Genomic DNA, 18892 nt, shown 5'->3' on the forward strand with positions numbered 1-18892 from the left:
CGCCCGTTGAGAAAACCGATTGCGAGTGGCCGGCACCGGATGTCTGGTTGATCGGCCACCAGTCACAGGAGGGAACATGACGCCCATGTTGCTCCCCACCCTCCGCTGGCTCAGTCGAGTTCGGACAGGAAGGCACTGGCAGCGGCAGCGAACTGCGCTTGAGCATCGTGATGCACCACGTGACCGGCTGGCAGCTCGGCAAGACGGGCCTGGCCGGCGCGACGGGCGATCATCTCGCGAGCGTGGCCGGCCGCCAGTTCATCGCTGCGCGTTCCACGGATCAGGAGGGTGGGGCAGCTTACCGAAAGCCAGTCCTTCCAGTGGTCACCGTTGAGTGCTTTCTGGGACGCCACCGTGTCATCGATGTCGAACGAGAAGCCCCAGCCGTCCTTCGACCGGCGGAAGGAACACTCCAGATAGGGAGCCGTCGCGCCCAGGGCCGAGGCCAGCGCATCGCGGGATCGCGCGTGGCGGGGGAGGCTGGTGGTGAACGACCAGTCGCAGTCCACAACCGCGCCGATGTCCTCGACGATCAGCGCCGTGACCCGGTCCGCGTGCCGGCCGGCGTACTGGTAGGCGTTCACACCGCCGAGTGAGTGGCCCAGCACCGCCACAGGGCCGACTTCCAGATGCCGGTGGAAGGCGGCGACGTCGGCAACATAGTCGTCCCGCTCATAGCTCTCGGCACGGTCCGACGCTCCATGCCCACGCTGATCGAGCGCGATCACCCGCCACCGCGGTGCCAGCGCCTCAGCCAGCGGCGCGAATGCCGACGCTTCGTTGTAGTGCCCGTGAAGAGCCAGGAGCGGAGTACCCGAACCGCCAAAGTCCAGATACGAAAGCCTGCGACTCCCAACCGTGAGGAACCCACGCATGACCTGGAATGTTAGGCCCCCGCAGTTTTCCGCACTCCGGGAGCGGTGAGGGCGCCGGCCGCTACGGCCAGGCTCGCAGCGGTGTGCCGCAGGTCGTGTGGCGTCACACCGGCGAAGTTGGCATGAGCGAGCGGCCTTCGAGCGGCACGAGAGGTGCCAGCAGTTCCTCCGGAACGCGACGCGCGATTGTCAGATGTACGAGAACGACCAGCCGAACATCCGCACCGGCAGGAGTACAAGAACGACGGTCGCAGCGACGGCGAGCAGAACGCGCACTGTGCGAAGACCTCGCCACCACGGGATAATCCAGAGCAGCAACCACATGGTGCCTGAGATCACCACATGCCCGCCGATCACCCCGAGGCTGGTCTCCTCGCACATGTTGTCAGCCATGGCCTGCTCGCACAGCGCCGGTGGGCCGTTGTGGTCCCCGAGGTTTCCCAACATTCCTACGATGCAGGCCAACACCGGAGCCGCCACGAGGGTGAACAGCGGCGTCACCAACCATCCGGCGAGGTCACGGCGCCGATCCGCTAGCCGTCCCACTGGCAGAACGCTACAGCCGGGCATCGACATTTCCCAAGCTGACGCTTCGGGCCCCCGCATCAACGGAACGGTCTGCATCCAGTCCGCACGAGGGTCCACGGACGGTGGGAGAGCGGTGAGCGATGTCGGAAGATTCGGGTGGAACCGTGCAGGTGCGCGGGTGTTCCTGGAGGGCGCTGGGCGTGGCAATCAAGCGCGCCGGTGGCAGTGGGTCTCGAGCAACGACCGTAGCCGCGCCGGATCGCCGGTCACCAGGCCGCGCTTGGGCAGCACGAGTACCGCTGCGCCAAGCCGCTCAGACGCGCGCAGAACGAACGACCGTTCCGTCTCGATATACCGCAGGTACTGGGACCACGCGGCTGTTTCGCTCCGGCTTGCGCTGGTGAGACGTATCCCGGTGTCATCCACGGTGGTTCGGATGGGCTCGGACAGCCAAGGATTCCCGCGCATGATCAGGCGTACCTGCCAGCGATAGATCCAGCGGGCGGCGACCAGGAGCCGAAACAGCAGCAGGCCGAGCCCGATGCCGAAGAGAGCCACCGTGGCGAGGACTGCGATGTGAGCCGCCGACATGGCCCGGGAGCCGTCAGAAGAGATGAGCCCAGGAAGGAGCCCGACGAGCGCGGCGACGATCAGTACCGGGACCAGCCAGGGACGCCGGACGTCGCGCCGGTGGGCGACGATGCCGTCGAGCCAGTCGTCCTTGGTGAGGGTGTAGCTGAGTTCGACCGGGCTGACGGTGACCTGCTCGGATGACATGAAGGGCAGTGTATTTCCGACGTCCCGTCCGTCTGGCGGATGGGTATGCCGGGTCGGCCGACAACTGTGTCCTTGCCTTCGACGCGGACGCGTACTCTGTTGAGGAACCGTGCTGGGGCCGGTCGGCCAATCCGGTGCCACATGGTTCGGGGCAGCCGCGGCCGAGCCGACGCGTACCTGTCGTGACCGGCTGGGAAGGCCCACCCACCAGCACCATCCCGGACTCAGCAGCCAGTGACCGACTTCGGGATGCCGGGCGAGGTGCACTCTGGCAGTCCTGCGCTGGCTCGACTTGGCCGGCCGTTGCCGAAGAGGACGCCGTTCCGCCGCGGCAGTCACTGACCTGGGCTGTCTTTCGCAAGAAATCACGGGTGCAGAATTCGTAGGCCTACCGGCGCGACCGAATACCGCTACTCATTCCCGGCGTGGCTCCCGGTTCGTCTCCTCTACGGGTTAACAGGACCGTAGCGTCGTCGGATTGCCGACGTAGCGCATGGACCCTCACCTTGTCGTGGTAACTCTGGGCACCACCTGTTAACGCACCTGACCGATAGCTCAGCCTGAGCGTCGCCTCGCCCGCCGCGTCGGACGCGATCGTCGAGCGGGCGCGCTGCGCCGGCGCCGAGGTGGTCACCGAGCCGACAGCACAACCCTGGGGGTACGCCGGCGTCTTCGCCGACGCCGACGGTCACCTGTGGATGGTGTCCGTCGAGCCAGCGTCCTGAAACGTCGACGGGGCCAAGGGCGTTCGGCGAGGCGGTCCACCTTGTCTCCGTCGGGGGAGGCTGGACGGTCTACGACTGCCCGACGAGGAGATCCGCCCCCAGTGGGAACTCGCAGACGGTGCGCCAAGGGCTTAGGCCCGGCGTTCCGGCGATGAGGCGAACCATGTCGACGGCCGCGTTGATCGGCAGCTGCGCGGAGACAGTCTCCGCGGCGTGGCTCAGTGTGGGCTTGGGTCCGTCCTGGCCGATGGTCAGGTGCGGCACCACCTCGGTGTGCGCCCCGGTATATGGGGTGGTCTCGGGAAATCGCTGCCACACCGCCGCGGTGAGGTTCCGGAACGGATGGTCTGGCTGCGGCGCAAGCCATACGACCGTGTCACCGAACCAGCCGATGTGAGTCAGCGCAACGTCGAACCGCGGTATGCCGGCAATGGTCTTGCGCAGCGCGGTCAGGGCCTGGTCGTTGATCTGCTGCGGAGGCAGAAACGGGTAGAGGACGGTCACGTGCGCCGGCACGCCCCATGAGGCAGCCGGGTCGAGGGATTCCCGAAACCGGCCTACCGCTTCCTCGGCCTCGGGTATCGGCACGATGAGCGCCGTCTGTGTCGGTTCCATCCCGGCAGTTTCCCGATCACGGCCGGTGCTGGTCTACGGACTTTCGCCACCGGTGCTGCGTGGTGCCCCGTCTCGGTCCTCGTTCTGTCCTCGAGAGGTCGAACCCCGGCCGCTGACACTGAGGGATGCCGAGAGGGGTTTCTGCAGGCCAGGCGGGGTCGGGGCTGCGATCTGCTTACCCGAGGCGTCGTAGACGGGCGCCCGCTACTTCCGGTTCGGCCGCTTCTCGATGCTCACCGGCTACGCCGCCTGCCTGGCCTAGCGGTGTTGCCCTGCGCGGATTTTGATCGGCTGGCGCGTTAACCGCACTGTCCTCCCAGAGCGTTCATGAGGTGGGAGGTACACATACACATGCAACGACCCCGGGAACTGAGGCCGCCGGAGGGCTTCGCCGAGTTCGTCGCGGCGCGCTCGGATGCGCTGCTACGTTCGGCCTGGCTGCTTACCGGCGACGTCGGGCGGGCGGAGGACCTGTTGCAGACGGTTCTGGCAGACGTCTGGCGGCGCTGGGCCGCGATCACGACTGTCGGGCATCCCGAGGCGTACCTGCGCAAGGCCTTGTTCACCACGTACGTGTCCTGGTGGCGGCGTCGTTGGCGCAATGAGATTCCAGGCCAGCCACCGGACAAGTCGGAATACGGCGACATAGCCGGGGAGTCCGCTGACCGGGACGCGGTGCGCCGCGCCTTGGCGCGGCTTAGCCGACAGCAGCGGGCGGTCGTGGTGCTCCGCTACGTCGAGGACCTGACGGTCCAGCGGACAGCGGAAGTGCTCGGCTGCTCGCACAACACGGTCAAGGTGCAGGCCTCTCGTGCCCTACGGATTCTGCGTACCGATCCGAACCTTGAGCTGTCTGCCACTAGGAGGTCACGAAATGACGCATGAAGATGAGGACATCAAACTCCTGTTGACCGAGGCTGTTCCCCCGCTGGCGCCGCCGGTGGATCGGGTTGGCGCGGTGGCGAGGCGGGTCCGCCGGCACCGGCAGCGCCTGATCGGAAGCAGCGCGCTCGCCATAGCGATGACAGTTGCACTAGGTGTCGGAGGGGTGCAGATACTCGCCGGTGGCAACCACGCCCCTCCACCCCAGGCGGCGGGCGACTCGGGCGGACAAGGGCGGTGGACCTCGTGCGCCGACGCGGCACCGGAGATGGCCACCCCTGGCTTCTCTATCACGGCCGAGGACGTGGCCGTCCTGCCCCGCCTCGATGGTGACTTCACGCCGACAGCGGTCGTCATCTGCGGACACGAGACGCAGCGACGCGCTGACGGAGGCGAGGACATGGTGGCGACGGAACGTCGTGCCGACGACGTCGCCGCCCTCGTCACCGCGCTCCGCCTGCCCGACGAGCCGAGCCCAAACCGAGGGGGGTGCTTGATGATGTTGTCGTTGGCGCCCTGGCTCGCGGTCGTCGACGCCGACGGCCGGTGGATGCGGCCCGGGATTCCCATCGACCTGTGCCGGAATTTGCGGACCGAGGTACGTGAAGCCCTCGACGCGCTGCCGCTGACCACTGTGGCGACCCGCCCGGTCGCCGAGGTCGAGTCGGCTGAGGCCGCCGCAGCGGGTTGCAGCCAGCGCTGGAAGGACGTGATGTCGGTGGAGACGACGAGGAAGCCGGGCCCCCGCACCGGAGCCCTCCCGGAGCCGTTCCCCGCCGGGCAGCAGGTCCGCCTTTGCGTTTACCAGGTGTCGAAGAGCGCGCAGGGGAGCGAAGGCGAATTCGCGCACGGGACGGTGCTGCCAGCGGACCGCCGGACGGCAATTGAGCACGCCCTCAAGGCTGCCGGGCCGGTGGAGTCGTGCAGCGGACAAGCCAGCCGGTTCGCGCTGCTGTGGTCAGTGGCCGGCGGGGACCCGCAGACGTACGTCGAACTCGACGGCTGCCACCGCATCATGGTGGTCGCCGCTTCCGGCGGCACGGTCATCGCGCAGGGTGACGCCGCACTGGCCGAGCTGATCGACAAGCTGTGACCTATCGGCGAGGCCGATTCCCCGCGGTTACGGGGTGCCGGTGCTCGGTGTTCGACCGGCGGTCCGATGACTTTTGGCGCCGGGTCGCGTCCGTCCTGGAGACAGTGTCCGTTCGACACCCTGGAGCCCGTCCCATGACCTTCGCGCCCGTAATCGTCAGTCTTCCGATCGCCGACCGTCCGACCTCACACCGCTTCTACCGGGATGGTCTCGGTCTGGAGACGGTGGGAGAGCTGGCTGACGACGGCATCCCGGAGCCGTTGCAGTTCGTCGTCAACGACGGGCTGCGGCTGATGCTCATCCCGACCGGCGGATTCGGGTGGGTGATCGGTCCGCACGAGGCCGCCGCGCGGGGGCAGAGCGAGTGTCTGCTCAGCCTGAGCGTCGCCTCGCCCGCCGACGCGGACGCGATCGTCGAGCGGGCGCGCTCCGCCGGCGCCGAGGTGGTCACCGAGCCGACAGCACAACCCTGGGGGTACGCCGGCACCTTCGCCGACCCCGACGGTCACCTGTGGATGGTGTCCGTCGAGCCAGCGTCCTGAAACCGACGGCGAGGCGGGATCAGACGTAGATGCTTCGGACGTACTCCGGGCCGTAGCGCTGTTCCAGGTCCGCCAGGCTCTCCGCCGGCGCCTCGACCTCCTTGATCAGCCGGGCCCGGGACGGCAGTACGTCCGACTGCCAGGTCTCCGGCTGCCACAGCGCGGACCGCATGAACGCCTTGGGGCAGTGGTAGAAGATCTGCTCGATCTCCACCACCACCGCGAGCACCGGCCGGTGCCCCTTGACCACCATGTCGTCGAACCAGGGCGCGTCCCGCACCAGCCGGGCCCGTCCGTTGATTCGCAGCGTGTCGGTCCGCCCGGGGATCATGAAGAGCAACCCGACGTGCGGGTTGTCGAGGATGTTGCGGTAGCCGTCCGCCCGCTTGTTGCCCGGTCGTTCCGGCAGCGCGATGGTCGTGTCGTCCAGCACCAGGGCGAACCCGGCCGGGTCGCCCTTGGGCGATACGTCGCAGCTGCCGTCCGCGCCGGCCGTGGCCACCAGGCAGAACGGCGCGGCGGCCAGCCACTGGCGGTCCCGCTCGTGCAGGCGGGCGCGATCCTTGTTGGCGGCCTGCGCGTTCGGCACGCCGAGCAGCTCGCGTAGTTCCTCGTGCGAGGTGATCTCCACCGTCACGTGATCCTCCCCCGGCCGTTGACCTGGGTGGCGGGCACCACCGTCCGACGACCTCGTCCGCCAGCCTAGGCCTGCGTGGCCAGCGCGAGGTTTGCCCCCGGTTGTCGGGGGTACGGCCTCACCCGACGCGCCCGCAGCACGAACTGTCACGAGGACGCCGACCAGTGGAGGCCGGAAGATGGAGAGCCGACTCAAGGTGCTGGGCCATCCGGTCCATCCGATGCTGGTCATGTTCCCGGTCGCGCTGCTCGTCACGGCGTTGCTGTTCGACGTGGTGGACACCGTCGGCGGGCCTGATTTCCTCGGCGAGGTCGCGTACTGGAACATCACGGTCGGTCTGATCGGCGGCCTGCTGGCCGCGGTGGCCGGCTCGTTCGACCTGTTGGCGATCCCGACCGGCACCCGCGCCAAGCGGGTGGGTCTGCTGCACGCCGGCGCGAACGTCGCCGTGATCCTGCTCTTCGCCGCCGTCTGGGCGGTCCGGCTCAACGCGGATTCCCGGGCCGCAGGTGGCGCGCTGGTCGCCATCGAGGTGGTGGCGGTCGCCCTTCTCGGCATCAGCGCCTGGCTCGGCGGGGAACTGGTCGACCGGCTCGGCGTGGGCGTCGACCGCGAGGCCGGTCTGGACGCGCCCAGCTCACTGCGGCCGCCCGCGGCCGCCCGGCGGATCGGAGAGGTGTGATGACCGAGCAGCAGACCGGCGGCTTCGGCCGGGGATGGCGGGGCCGGCAGCAGGGTTGGGATCCGATGGGCGAGCTGCAGTCGCTGCGCGCCGAGCTGAGCCGGCTGGTCGGCGGCCGGGCCGGGACGTCCGACGTCGAGCTGACCGAGACCGCGGACGGCTGGGAGGTCGTCGTCCGGCTGCCCGGGGTGGCGCCGGAGGAGGTGGCGGTCGAGCTGGACGACCGGGAGTTGTGCGTACGGGCCCGTTCCGAGGCGGAGGTCAACGCCGACCAGGGCATTCCGGGCGGCTTCGAGACCCGCGGCTTCGAGTACCGCATCGACCTGCCGGCCCGGGTCGACCCGGAGGGCATCGACGCGGTGATGGACCACGGCCTGCTCCGGGTCCGGCTGCCGCGGGCGGTCCGACCCAGGCCGCGCACCATCACCGTCGGCCGCACCGGGCCGCGTTCCGGCGACTTCTCCACCGGTACGCCGATGCCGGCCGATCCCGCCGCCGACCGCGAGTTGCACCGCCCGGACACGGTCGGCGAGATCGACCGGTCGTAGCGGGACCGCGTGGTCACCCCGTCCCTGCTCGGCCCGACGGCCGGGCGCGTCCCCGACGTGCAGCGGATCGCCGTGCTGCGCGCCAACGCGCTCGGCGACTTCCTGTTCGTCCTGCCGGCGCTGGACGCGCTGCGCGCCGCGTACCCGGAGGCGGAGATCGTGCTGCTCGGCGCGCCGTGGCACGCGAAGCTCTGGCGCGACCGGCCCGGCCCGGTGGACCGGGTGCTGGTGGTGCCGCCGGCGCCGGGCATCCGCACGCCGGAGGCGGGTGAGGCGGAGTCGTCGATGGACGACTTCCTGGCGGCGGCCACCGGCGAGGGCTTCGACCTGGCGGTGCAGATCCACGGCGGCGGCGCCAACTCCAACCCGCTGGTCAGCGGCCTCGGCGCCCGGGTCACCGTGGGGCTGCGCGCCGACGACGCGCCGCCGCTGGACCGGTGGATCCGGTACATCTACTACCAGCACGAGGTGATCCGCTACCTGGAGGCGGTGGCCCTGGTGGGTGCGCCGGCGACCACCATCGTGCCGGCGCTGGCCGTGACCGACGCCGACCGGGCGGAGGCGGACCAGGTGCTCGGCCCACCGGACCGACCCCGGGTGGCGCTGCATCCGGGCGCCAGCGACACCCGCCGCCGCTGGCCGGCCGAGCGGTTCGCCGAGGTGGCCCGCGAGCTGCACGGCGACGGCTTCGAGGTGCTGGTCACCGGTACGCCGAGCGAGCGGGAGGTGGTGGACCGGGTGGTCGCCGCGGCGGGGGTGCCGGTCCGGCCGCAGGTGGGCACGCTCAGCCTCGGTGGGTTGGCCGGTTGCTACGCCGGCTGCGCCCTGGTCGTCTCCAACGACACCGGCCCGCTGCACCTGGCCGCCGCGGTGGGTACGCCGACGGTCGGCGTCTACTGGGTCGGCAACCTGATCAACACGGCCAACCCGCTACGCGGCCGGCACCGGCCGATCTGTTCCTGGATCGTGCACTGCCCGGTCTGCGGGGTGGACTGCACGCCCGGCATCTATCCGCACCGGCCCGGCGACGGCGAGTGCCCGCACCGGGATTCCTTCGTCAGCGACGTGCCGACGATCGAGGTGCTGGAGGCCGCCCGGGAGCTGCTCCAGGCGTAGGGAAGGGCGCCTTTTCAGGCTGGCTGGGGGGTGTCCTCGTCGGCGAGTACGACCTCCCACGCCTCGACGTCCCGATCGGTGACCGTGGTGGGGGACTCCAGGTGGTAGGCGCCGCTGGGCAGGATGCCGGCCCCTCCGTGCCGGGCCAGCACCGAGAGTTGGGCGGCCACGTCCTCGCCCTGGTGCTTCTCCTGCACCTTCCGCCAGAAGTCGAAGCCACCGGAATCGACGAGCTTGGCCCGGTCGTAGAGCACGCACCCCCCGATCCAGGAGATCTTGTACGCACGCCACGCACCGGGCGGCAGCGCCAACTCTCCGGTGACGTGCAGCAGGTTGGCCGCCGAGTGGATCCGGGCCCGGTTCCACTCCGGGGTGCCGGGCCGGATCCGCTCCGGTGTGGGCCGGCCGATCCACTCCTCGTAGTGCCCGTGCGTCTCTGGTCGCCGGTCATCGGTGTACGAGAGCCCGTGCACGCCGTTGCCGACGAACCCGCAGCCCAGCTCCCCGATCGCGGTGACCAGCCGATGCAGCGCCCCAGGCTCCAGCCAGACGTCGTCGTCGAGGCTGAGCACGTACCGGGCGGCCGAGGTGGCCAGCAGGTACGCCCGGTGCTCGGCCAGCCCTCGCCGAGGCAGCCGGCGGGTCAGCAGCACCGGGTGGCCCCGGTGGCGCAGAGCCCGGACCATGGTGGCGGCGGCGGGGTGGGCGTACGCCGGCTCCCCGTCGGACTGGTCGCTGACCACCACCCCGAAGCCGGATACGCCCTCCTGGGCGGCGAGGCCGGCCAGGGTGACCGCCAGCTCGGCGGGCCGGTTACGGGTCGGAATCAGCACGTCGACCAGCCGCTCGGTGCGGAACGCCTCCGGGGTGTCGAGGTCGAGTGGGCGGTTCACGACGCTCGGGTACGGGTGCGGAGTGACGGGTCCTGGCCGTGCGACGACGGGTCGGGCTCCCGGTCCTGACTGTGCGACCGGATCCGCTCGATGATCGCGGACGTGGACCGGTCCGGCACGTACCCCAGGGTGCGCACCTGGCCACCCAGCCGGCGCACCAGCGGCGCCTCAGGCACCAGCTCCGGTGGGTAGTCCCCGCCCTTGACGTAGACGTCCGGCCGAACCGCCTCGATCAGCGCCGCGGGCGAGTCCTCCTCGAAGATCACCACGTGGTCCACGCAGGACAGCGCGGCGAGCAGGGCGCCCCGGTCCTCGACCGGGTTGACCGGACGGTCCGACCCCTTCAACCGGCGTACGCTGCCGTCCGAGTTGACCGCCACGATGAGCAGGTCGCCCAGGGCGCGGGCCTGCTCCAGGTAGCGCACGTGCCCGCGGTGCAGCACGTCGAAGCAGCCGTTGGTGAACACCACCGAACGTCCGGTGTCGCGATACTCGGCGACGATCGCGTCCAGCTCGTCGGCGCCGACGAGCACCGGGTGCCCGGTGCTCTCCGGCGGCTGGTCGAGCGCGGTGAGCAGGTCCTCCCGTCGGCACACGCAGGTGCCGGTGTCCGACACGGTGATGGTGGCTGCCAGCTGGGCGAGCTGGGCGGCGGTGGGCAGCGGCGCGTCGGCGGCCAGGGCCAGCGTCATCGCCGCCAGGTACGCGTCACCGGCACCCACGGCATGGCTCGCCGGCACCGGGGTGCTGTGGCTGCGTCGCGGCTCCCCGTCGGCGCCGCCGACAACCGCGCCCTCGGTGTCCAGGGTCACCGCGACCACGTCGGCGCCGGTGTGCGCACGTAGGTCGGCGAGGCGCGCCTCGGCCAGCACCGCCCGGTCGACGCCCTCTCCGGCCTCGGTGTTCACGGTCACGCCGGCGCCGGTGACGCTGAGTCCGTCGCCGGTGAGGGCCACCTGGCCTTCGCTGAGCGTCGGCTCGCCGACCGGCCCCGGATGGCCGGCCCGGGTCGGGTCGGGGATGGTTCCGGCGCTGACGGCGTCGGCTCGCGCCCCACCCGGGGCGGCACCCACGCTCAGCTCGGATGGTCCGTCGGCCGGGTCGCTGTCGGGGTGTTCCAGGTGCAGTTCGATGCCGGCCGCCGGGCGGTTCGCGCGGCCGGCGCGGGCCAGCAGCCGGGTCGCCTCGGCGAAGCTGGGGGTGACCACGGTCGGCGCGAGCCCCCGCCAGTCGGCCAGGTCGTGGGCGTCCAGCGCGACCGTGGCGTAGCGCTCCCGCTGCTCGACCAGCCAGGCGCGGACCGGCGCGGGCAGGGCGCCCAGGCCGTAGTCGCAGACCACCAGGGTCGGTGCCTCCCCGCCGGCGGCGGCGCGCAGCTCCTCGGTGGCACAGTCCAGCGCGGTGAGCAGCCGGGTCACCCCGTCCGGGGCGAGCGCGTCCGGGCCGCCGGAGTCCTCCCGGAGCAGGATCTGGTTGCCGGCCAGCATCCGCCGCTTCACCGGGGTGGGGCGACCGGGCTGGTTGACCGTACGGTCCCAGACGCCGGCGCGGTCCAGGCAGTCGTGCAGTTCGTCACCGGCGACGTCGGCACCGACCGGTGCCACCAGCACCGCCCGTCCACCGAGGGTGGCGACGTTGACGGCGGTGTTCGCGGCCCCGCCGGCGGCGGAGATCCGCCGCCGCAGGGTGAGGACCGGGGCGGGCGCCTCCCGGCAGAGCCGGTCGGAGTCGGCGAACCGCCATTCGTCCAACATGGCGTCGCCGATGATCAGGACGGGGCGCCCCAGCCAGCTCTCCACGACGGTGGCGAGCCGGCGGTGTTCCGCTGCTGCTCCTGCCATGCCTCCCCGGGTCCCCAGCACCCTCGGGGTCAAACCTCCGTGGTGATCCACTCCAGTGGCCGGCCGAGGCGGACGTGTTTTTCCTGGTTCGACGCATGTTCCGCGTTGGTCGGGAAAGAAGGGCCCATGACCACCGAAGCCTCTGCCGCGCCGGTGCTGAGTCGCCAGCAGATCCGGCTGCTCATGATCGGTCTGATGACCGGCATGCTGCTGGCCGCCCTCGACCAGACCATCGTCGGCACGGCCCTGCCGACCATCGTCGGGGAGCTGGGCGGGATCAACCACTACTCGTGGGTGGTCACCGCCTACCTGCTCGCCTCGACCGCGTCGACACCCCTGTACGGCAAGATGGCCGACCTGTACGGGCGCCGCCCGGTCTTCCTCTTCTCGATCGGTACGTTCCTGGTCGGGTCGTTGCTGGCCGGTCTGTCGCAGAACATGACCCAGCTGATCATCACCCGGGGCATCCAGGGCCTGGGCGCGGGTGGTCTGTTGACGCTGGCGTTCACCATCATCTCGGACGTCGTCTCACCCCGGGAGCGGGGCCGCTACCAGGGGCTGTTCGGTGCGGTCTTCGGAATCTCGTCGGTGGCCGGTCCACTGGTCGGTGGTTACTTCGCGGAGACCGACTGGCGGTGGATCTTCTACATCAACGTGCCGCTGGCGATCCTGGCGATCGTGGTCTGCTACCACGTGATGCGGCTCATCCCGTTCGAGCGCCGGGACCACGCGATCGACTGGCTCGGCGCCGGCCTGCTGGTCGCCGGGGTGAGCAGCCTGCTGCTCGCGCTGAGCTGGGGTGGCAACGAGTACCCCTGGGGCTCTGGGGTGATCATCGGCCTGTTCGTCGCCGGCGCGGTGCTCGCCGTGCTGTTCCTGCTCCAGGAGGCCCGGGTCGCCGAGCCCATCCTGCCGCTGCGGCTGTTCCGCAGCGCGACCTTCGCGCTGGCCAACTCGGCCGGCTTCGTGCTCGGCCTGGTCATGTTCGGGTCGATCATCTTCATCCCGCTGTACCTGCAGATCGTCAAGGGCGCCTCACCGACCCGCAGCGGTCTGCTGATGCTGCCGATGATGGCCGGCATCATCGTCACCTCGATCCTCACCGGTCGGGCGATGAGCCGGATCGGAAGGTACAAGTGGTTCCCGGTCACCGGGTCGGCGATCCTGCTGATCGGCATGCTGCTGTTCACCCAACTGTCGGTGGGCACCTCGCTCTGGATCGCCTTCGGCTACATGGTGGTGATCGGCGTCGGCCTGGGGCTGTGCATGCAGTCACTGGTCCTCGCGGTGCAGAACGCGGTCTCCGTGCGCGACCTGGGCGCCGGCACCTCCTCGGCCACCTTCTTCCGGTCGCTGGGCGGTTCGTTCGGGGTGGCGATCCTCGGCGCGGTGCTCTCGTCCCGGCTCGCCGGAGGGCTGGGCGACCGGCTGCCCGGCGCGATCGCCCAGCTTCCGCCGCAGCAGCAGGCCGAGGTGGCGGCGAGCGGCGGCGCGAACATCTCGATCAACGATCCGGCAACCATCATGGCCCTGCCCGGGCCGGTCCGGTCGGCCATCCAGAACGCGTTCGTCGACGCGCTGGACATGGTCTTCCTGACCGCCGGCCTGATCGCGATCGTGGCCGTGCTGGTCACCCTGGCGCTGCCGAACGAACAGCTCCGGGGCGCCGGTCCGCAGGGCGCCAAGGGCGGCGCCGACCCGCTCGGCGGTGAGGCCCCGGCGCCGGGCGGCAAGCCGCTGACCCGCGAGTCGAAGGAGGAGGCGGCCGCCGACATGGAGGCCAAGTCCCAGACGATGATCTGACCGTGTCCACCTCGACCGCCCCGGCTGGTCCGGGGCGGTCGGTGGTCAGGCGGGGCGTCGGTAGGCGCCGTACCACCAGGTCGCGGCCAGCTCCCGGGCGGCCGCACCATCGACCTCGGGGTCGGCGGGGGTCAGGGCGACATGGTGCGCGAGGAACCGGTCGCCGCCGAGCACGATCAGCCGGCTCGCGGTCGCCGGGTCCAGGCTCGCCGGGGTACGACCGGCCCGCTGCTGGGCGCGGAGCACCTCCTCGGTACGCGCCATGAACCGCTCGAAACCGGCCGCCCAGTACTCCCGCACCACCTCGTCGTACGCGGCGACCTCGCTGATCGCCGCCAGCACCGGGGCGTACGTCCGGTAGATCCGGATCACGTCGCTGAAGACCTCGGTGAGCCGGTCGAGCGGGTCGCCGGGGTCGGCTGGATCCCATTCCTGGACCCGGTCGAAGGAGGTCTCCCGCATGCTGCCGGCCAGGCGCATGAGCAGCTCGCTCTTGTCCCGGAAGTGGATGTAGAAGGTCGAGCGGGCCACCCCCGCCTCGGCGGCGATGCGCTGGACGCCGAGGTCGGTGAAGCGGGCCCCCTCCTGGAGCAGCCGCTCGGTGGCGGCCAGCACCCGCGCTTCGACGGCGGCCCGACCGTCGGGGTTGCGCGGGCGGCGTCGGGTGATCGAGGGCATGGTCGAAATCCTAGGTGGCCGGGGGCGGAACGGGCGACGTACGCTCGTCACCGGACACACTGTCCGACATAGTGACCACGGGGTGGCCGAAGCAGGCCTCCGATCGACGAGGAGTAACGCGTGAAGTACCGACTGCTGGGCAACACCGGGGTGTACGTCTCGGAGATCTCGCTCGGCACGATGACCTTCGGCGGCAGCGGGCACCCGATCTGGGGCGGCCTCGGCGCGCTGGCGCTGCCCGACGCCCAGCGGCTGGTGGACACCGCGCTGGACGCGGGCGTCAACTTCGTCGACACCGCTGACACGTACAGCGAGGGCGAGAGCGAGGAACTGCTCGGCCAGGCGCTCGGCAAGCGGCGCCGCGACGTGGTGCTCGCCACCAAGGCGCACGCCCGGACCGGTCCCGGCCCGAACGACGTCGGCACCTCGCGGTTGCACACCATGCAGGCGTTGGAGGACAGCCTGCGACGGCTGCGCACCGATCACATCGACCTCTACCAGATCCACAACTTCGACCAGGTCACTCCGATGGAGGAGACACTGCGCGCGCTCGACGACGCGGTGCGGCAGGGCAAGGTCCGCTACATCGGTTGCGCGAACTTCGCCGCCTGGCAGATCTCCAAGGCGCTGGGCATCTCCGCGCGGGAGAAGCTGGCCGGTTTCGTCTCGGTGCAGTCGTACTACTCCCTGCTGGGCCGGGACGTGGAGCGCGACGTGGTGCCGATGGCGCTCGACGAGGGCGTCGGCCTCACCGTGTGGAGCCCCTTGGCCGGTGGCTTCCTCTCCGGCAAGGTCGGCCGGGACAGCGCGGTCGCCGACAGCGGCTCGCGCAGCGCCCAGCCTGGCTTCACCAACTTCCCGCCGGTGGACCGCGAGCGCGGGTTCGACGTGGTCGACGTGCTCAAGGGCGTCGCCGAGCGGCACGAGGTCAGCCCGGCCCGGGTGGCGGTCGCCTGGCTGCTGGCCCGGCCGGCCGTGACCAGCGTGATCGTCGGCGCCCGCAAGCAGGAGCAGTTGGTGGACAACATCGCCGCCACGGACCTGACGCTGACCGCGCAGGATCTCGCCGAGCTGGACGAGATCAGCAAGCTGCCCGTCGCGTACCCGAACTGGATCCAGGAGGCGTTCGCCGGGGTCCGCTACCCGCAGTGAGGCCTGTCGTCCGGTCCGGCGCTCACTGGCCGGGCCGGGCGGGCACGGCGGGTACGGCCTACTTGAGGATCAGCCGGTTGGTCTGCTCGAAGACGTCCAGGTCGGCCAGGGTCTCGGTGACCGAGGTGGAGAGCGGGGCGGGGAACCGGTCCCGGGGGAAGAAGCCGGCGTCGGTGGTCTCGTCGGTGAACCGCGACAACTGCCCGTCCCAATCCTCGACCCGGAACGCCGTGGTGAAGACCTGGTAGGTGTGCCCGTACATGTTGGTGCTGGTCCGGTCCGGGCCGGTGTAGAGGGCGAACGCGCAGACCCGCAACGCCCGGAGCCCGGTCTCCTCGCGGACCTCCCGCACCGCGCAGTCCGCGATCGACTCGCCCAGCTCCATCGCCCCGGCCGGCATGGCCCACTGGCCGTTGTCCGAGCGCTGGATCAGCAGGATGCGTCCGGCGTTGTCGCGGACCACGGCGCGGGCGCCGACGAACATCAGCGTCCGGTCCCCGGCCAGTGCGCGCAACTGCCCTACGTACGAGTCGGCCCAGGAGATGCTCACCTGCGACAATTTACGGGGGTTCCCAAGCTGTGACCGGCGACACTAGCTTGTTACCCATGCGTAGCACGATGATGGACGCCCCTCTGCAGGTCTCCCGGATCCTCGACCACGGCGCCACCGTGCACGGCACGGCCGAGGTGGTCACCTGGACCGGCGGGGAACCCCGCCGGATGACGTACGCCGAGGTGGGCCGTGCGGCCGCCCGGCTGGCACACGCGCTGCGCGACGAGTGCGGGGTGACCGGCGACGAGCGGGTCGCCACCTTCATGTGGAACAACAACGAGCACCTGGTCGCCTACTTCGCGGTGCCGAGCATGGGTGCGGTGCTGCACACCCTCAACATCCGGCTCTTTCCCGACCAGGTCGCCTACATCGCCAACCACGCAGAGGACCGGGTGGTGCTGGTCGACAGCACGCTCATCCCGCTGCTGGCCCGGGTGATCGGCGAACTGGCCACCGTGCGGCACGTGGTGGTGGTCGGCGGCGGCGACCCGGCGCCGTTGGTGGCGGCTGCCGGCGATCGGATCACCGTGCACCACTGGGACGCCCTGCTCGCCGACCGGCCCGAGGTGTTCGACTGGCCCGAGGTGGACGAGCGGGACGCCGCGGCGCTCTGCTACACCTCCGGCACCACCGGCAACCCGAAGGGCGTGGCCTACTCGCACCGGTCGATCTACCTGCACTCGTTGCAGGTCTGCATGCCGGAGGGCTTCGGTCTCGGGCCGACCGATCGGGAGCTGGCCATCGTGCCGATGTTCCACGCGATGTCGTGGGGGCTGCCGTACGCGGCGTTTCTCTCCGGCGCGTCGCTGATCATGCCGGACCGGTTCCTCCAGGCCGCGCCGATCGCCGAGATGATCGCCGCCGAGCGGCCCACCCTGGCCGGCGCGGTGCCGACCATCTGGACCGACCTGCTGGCCCACCTGGACAGCCACGAGGTGGACACCTCCTCGCTCAAGGAGGTGATCGTCGGGGGCTCGGCCTGCCCGCCGTCGCTGATGCACGCGTTCGACGAGCGGCACGGGATCGACGTCATCCACGCCTGGGGCATGACCGAGATGTCCCCGCTGGGTTCGGTCTCCCGTCCGCCGGCCGGCGCGACCGGGGAGCAGGCGTGGCGTTACCGCTACACGCAGGGCCGTGTGCCTGCGGGTGTGCAGGCGCGGATCGTTGGCCCGTTGGGCGAGCCGCTGCCCGCCGACGGCAAGGCCGTGGGCGAGCTGGAGGTCCGTGGACCGTGGGTGACCGCCCGGTACGTCGGTGACGACGCCCCGGACGAGGAGAAGTTCCGGGACGGCTGGCTGCGCACCGGCGACGTGGGCACCCTCTCTCCGGATGGATACATCACGCTGACCGACCGCGCCAAGGACGTGATCAAGTCCGGGGGTGAGTGGATCTCGTCGGTGGAGCTGGAGAACGCGCTGATGGCTCACCCGGCGGTGCTGGAGGCGTGCGTGGTTGGTGTGCCGGACGAGCGGTGGGACGAACGGCCGCTGGCCACCGTGGTGGTCCGGGAGGGCGCCTCGGTGACCGCCGAGGAGCTGCGTGACTTCCTGGCCAGCTCGGTGGCCCGCTGGCAACTGCCCGAGCGGTGGGCGTTCATCGACACGGTGCCGAAGACCAGCGTCGGCAAGTTCGACAAGAAGGTCGTCCGTTCGCGGTACGCCGGGGGCGAGCTGACGGTCCGGGAGCTGGCGGCCCCGTAACGTTTTCCCCGGCACCGTCGCCTGTTGGGGCAGGGGTGCTTCTGAACATTCCTCCCCAGGGGCGGCCCCGGCGTTCGCACCGCGCCGGGGCCGCCCGCTCCACGCGGGGCGACCCGCACCGTCATTGTTGCGAAACTTATTCGCCTCTGTCCTGATGACGGGGAAATTGGGTGGTCAGCGACCTGATCAGGCGTCACTGGTGCTGATCAGCACCTTGCCCACGGCCGAGTTCTCCACCGCCTGGTGCGCCGCGGCCGTCTCGGCCAGGCGGTGGTAGTGCAGCGGCAGGCCGGCCTCCACACCGACCCGGATGCCGCCCTGGTCGGCCGCCGCGGCCACGTCCCGCACGGCATGGGCCTTGGCCACCGTCGGCTCCGTGTAGACCAGCACGAACTGCCACCGGGCGTTCCGCATCATCGACGGCCGGATCGGGACGCTCACCTCGGGCTCGTCGTCGGCATAGACGCAGACCGAGCCACCGTTCCGGAGCACCTGCACGTCCGTCGGGGCGTTGCGGGCCGGGGAGACCTCGACGATCGTGTGCACCCCGTCGGGAGCGATCTTGCGTACCTCCTCGACCACGTCCTGCTCCCGGTAGTTGATCACGACGGAGGCGCCGGCCGACGCCGCGAGCTGCGCCTTCTCCGCGCTGCTCACCGTGGTGATCACCGTGGCGTCGGCCCAACGGGCGAGCTGGATCGCCGCGTTGCCGACCGCGCCCGCCCCGCCCTGCACCAGCACGGTGTGGTCGGCCAGCGCGCCGGCCCGCAACGTGTCCGGCATGAACTCGCCGGCGGTCAGACAGCGGTGCGCGGTGAGGAACGGGATCCCCAGGCTCGCGCCCAGGTCGAACGAGGCGTCGCCGAGACGGACCACCTGCCGGACCGGCACCAGCGTGTACTCCGCCGAGGTGCCCCACGGCCGCTGCCAGGCCGCCTCCCAGATCCAGACCCGCTCGCCGATCAGGTCCGGGTCCACCCCGGCGCCGACGGCCTCCACCACGCCCGCCCCGTCCTGCCCGGGGATCTGCCAGCCGGCCGGCAGGGGGAACGACCGGCGGGCCTTCCAGTCCGTCGGGTTCACGCCGGAGACCGCCACCCGGACCAGGACCTCGCCCGCCCCCGGCTCCGGCACCGGCCGGTCGACCAACTGCAGCACCGAAGGATCACCGGTGCGCTCGTACACGATGGCTTTCATCCGTGGTCTCCTCACCCGTCCGGCGGGTGGCACCCGGGTCGAGCACCGCCGG

At 70.8% G+C, this 18892-nt stretch carries 20 protein-coding genes; 10 read left to right on the plus strand and 10 right to left on the minus strand.

The features are described from left to right. Positions 1–110: 110 nt before the first annotated feature. From ACFYPS_RS05130 to ACFYPS_RS05140, 3 genes are all read right to left on the minus strand, one after another. On the minus strand, positions 111–875 hold the full coding sequence (locus ACFYPS_RS05130; RefSeq protein WP_354964370.1) for an alpha/beta hydrolase: 765 nt from the start codon (positions 873–875) through the stop codon (positions 111–113). A 189-nt stretch (positions 876–1064) separates the two neighbouring features. Next, a complete protein-coding gene (locus tag ACFYPS_RS05135; protein WP_354964371.1) occupies positions 1065–1376 on the minus strand; it encodes a hypothetical protein in 312 nt (103 codons plus the stop codon). A 234-nt stretch (positions 1377–1610) separates the two neighbouring features. After that, entirely contained in the window at positions 1611–2180 is a 570-nt protein-coding gene (locus ACFYPS_RS05140) for a YcxB family protein (RefSeq protein WP_354964372.1), read from the minus strand. Between the two features lie 560 nt (positions 2181–2740). Here ACFYPS_RS05140 and ACFYPS_RS05145 point away from each other — a divergent pair. Beyond that, the gene (locus ACFYPS_RS05145; protein ID WP_354964624.1) at positions 2741–2905 is read left to right on the plus strand and encodes a VOC family protein; all 165 of its coding nucleotides are present in this window, start codon (positions 2741–2743) and stop codon (positions 2903–2905) included. Positions 2906–2974: 69 nt separating this feature from the next. Here ACFYPS_RS05145 and ACFYPS_RS05150 read toward each other — a convergent pair whose 3' ends face one another. Further along, positions 2975–3520, minus strand: a complete 546-nt coding sequence (locus ACFYPS_RS05150) for a 2'-5' RNA ligase family protein (protein WP_354964373.1) — start codon at positions 3518–3520, stop codon at positions 2975–2977. Between the two features lie 351 nt (positions 3521–3871). Between ACFYPS_RS05150 and ACFYPS_RS05155 the strand changes: the two genes are divergently transcribed. The 3 genes from ACFYPS_RS05155 (at position 3872) to ACFYPS_RS05165 (ending at position 6037) form a co-directional block, all read left to right on the plus strand. Next, a complete protein-coding gene (locus ACFYPS_RS05155; protein WP_354964374.1) occupies positions 3872–4405 on the plus strand; it encodes a SigE family RNA polymerase sigma factor in 534 nt (177 codons plus the stop codon). Further along, positions 4395–5495 (plus strand): hypothetical protein, encoded by a 1101-nt coding sequence (locus ACFYPS_RS05160; protein ID WP_354964375.1) that lies wholly within the window; start codon positions 4395–4397, stop codon positions 5493–5495. The genes ACFYPS_RS05155 and ACFYPS_RS05160 overlap by 11 nt, the downstream gene beginning before the upstream one ends. A gap of 134 nt (positions 5496–5629) precedes the next feature. Next, entirely contained in the window at positions 5630–6037 is a 408-nt protein-coding gene (locus tag ACFYPS_RS05165; protein WP_354964376.1) for a VOC family protein, read from the plus strand. 19 nt (positions 6038–6056) lie between these two features. Here ACFYPS_RS05165 and ACFYPS_RS05170 read toward each other — a convergent pair whose 3' ends face one another. Then, positions 6057–6674, minus strand: coding sequence for a pyridoxamine 5'-phosphate oxidase family protein (locus tag ACFYPS_RS05170; RefSeq protein ID WP_354964377.1), 618 nt, complete (start codon positions 6672–6674; stop codon positions 6057–6059). Positions 6675–6852: 178 nt separating this feature from the next. On the opposite strand from ACFYPS_RS05170, the gene ACFYPS_RS05175 reads away from it, so the two are divergent. From ACFYPS_RS05175 to ACFYPS_RS05185, 3 genes are read left to right on the plus strand one after another with little or no spacing between them, the layout of a single operon-like run. Then, positions 6853–7356, plus strand: a complete 504-nt coding sequence (locus ACFYPS_RS05175) for a DUF2231 domain-containing protein (RefSeq protein WP_354964378.1) — start codon at positions 6853–6855, stop codon at positions 7354–7356. Beyond that, entirely contained in the window at positions 7356–7904 is a 549-nt protein-coding gene (locus ACFYPS_RS05180; RefSeq protein ID WP_354964379.1) for an Hsp20/alpha crystallin family protein, read from the plus strand. The genes ACFYPS_RS05175 and ACFYPS_RS05180 overlap by 1 nt, the downstream gene beginning before the upstream one ends. Positions 7905–7913: 9 nt before the next feature. Beyond that, positions 7914–9020 carry a glycosyltransferase family 9 protein gene (locus tag ACFYPS_RS05185; RefSeq protein WP_354964380.1) on the plus strand — a complete coding sequence of 369 codons (1107 nt, stop codon included), beginning with the start codon at positions 7914–7916 and terminating at the stop codon, positions 9018–9020. Between the two features lie 14 nt (positions 9021–9034). Here ACFYPS_RS05185 and ACFYPS_RS05190 read toward each other — a convergent pair whose 3' ends face one another. Together ACFYPS_RS05190 and rfaE2 are read right to left on the minus strand one after the other, a co-directional pair. Further along, a complete protein-coding gene (locus ACFYPS_RS05190) occupies positions 9035–9913 on the minus strand; it encodes a glycosyltransferase (protein ID WP_354964381.1) in 879 nt (292 codons plus the stop codon). After that, entirely contained in the window at positions 9910–11754 is a 1845-nt protein-coding gene (gene rfaE2 / locus ACFYPS_RS05195; protein WP_354964382.1) for a D-glycero-beta-D-manno-heptose 1-phosphate adenylyltransferase, read from the minus strand. Before rfaE2 ends, ACFYPS_RS05190 begins: the two co-directional genes overlap by 4 nt. Before the next feature lie 126 nt (positions 11755–11880). Between rfaE2 and ACFYPS_RS05200 the strand changes: the two genes are divergently transcribed. Beyond that, complete coding sequence (locus ACFYPS_RS05200) at positions 11881–13557, plus strand: MDR family MFS transporter (RefSeq protein WP_354964383.1); 1677 nt, start codon at positions 11881–11883, stop codon at positions 13555–13557. Between the two features lie 45 nt (positions 13558–13602). Here ACFYPS_RS05200 and ACFYPS_RS05205 read toward each other — a convergent pair whose 3' ends face one another. Then, positions 13603–14235, minus strand: coding sequence for a TetR/AcrR family transcriptional regulator (locus ACFYPS_RS05205; protein ID WP_354964384.1), 633 nt, complete (start codon positions 14233–14235; stop codon positions 13603–13605). Positions 14236–14355: 120 nt separating this feature from the next. On the opposite strand from ACFYPS_RS05205, the gene ACFYPS_RS05210 reads away from it, so the two are divergent. Beyond that, the gene (locus tag ACFYPS_RS05210) at positions 14356–15387 is read left to right on the plus strand and encodes an aldo/keto reductase (RefSeq protein WP_387322865.1); all 1032 of its coding nucleotides are present in this window, start codon (positions 14356–14358) and stop codon (positions 15385–15387) included. Between the two features lie 58 nt (positions 15388–15445). Here the strand turns inward: ACFYPS_RS05210 and ACFYPS_RS05215 are convergent, their stop codons facing one another. Next, complete coding sequence (locus tag ACFYPS_RS05215) at positions 15446–15937, minus strand: NUDIX domain-containing protein (RefSeq protein WP_354964386.1); 492 nt, start codon at positions 15935–15937, stop codon at positions 15446–15448. A gap of 56 nt (positions 15938–15993) precedes the next feature. Between ACFYPS_RS05215 and ACFYPS_RS05220 the strand changes: the two genes are divergently transcribed. Next, positions 15994–17643, plus strand: a complete 1650-nt coding sequence (locus ACFYPS_RS05220; protein ID WP_354964387.1) for a fatty acid--CoA ligase — start codon at positions 15994–15996, stop codon at positions 17641–17643. Positions 17644–17829: 186 nt separating this feature from the next. Here the strand turns inward: ACFYPS_RS05220 and ACFYPS_RS05225 are convergent, their stop codons facing one another. Continuing rightward, positions 17830–18840 (minus strand): NADPH:quinone reductase, encoded by a 1011-nt coding sequence (locus ACFYPS_RS05225; RefSeq protein ID WP_354964388.1) that lies wholly within the window; start codon positions 18838–18840, stop codon positions 17830–17832. Positions 18841–18892: the final 52 nt, after the last annotated feature.

The organism is Micromonospora sp. NPDC005087 (assembly GCF_042872965.1).
Taxonomy (GTDB): Bacteria; Actinomycetota; Actinomycetes; order Mycobacteriales; family Micromonosporaceae; genus Micromonospora.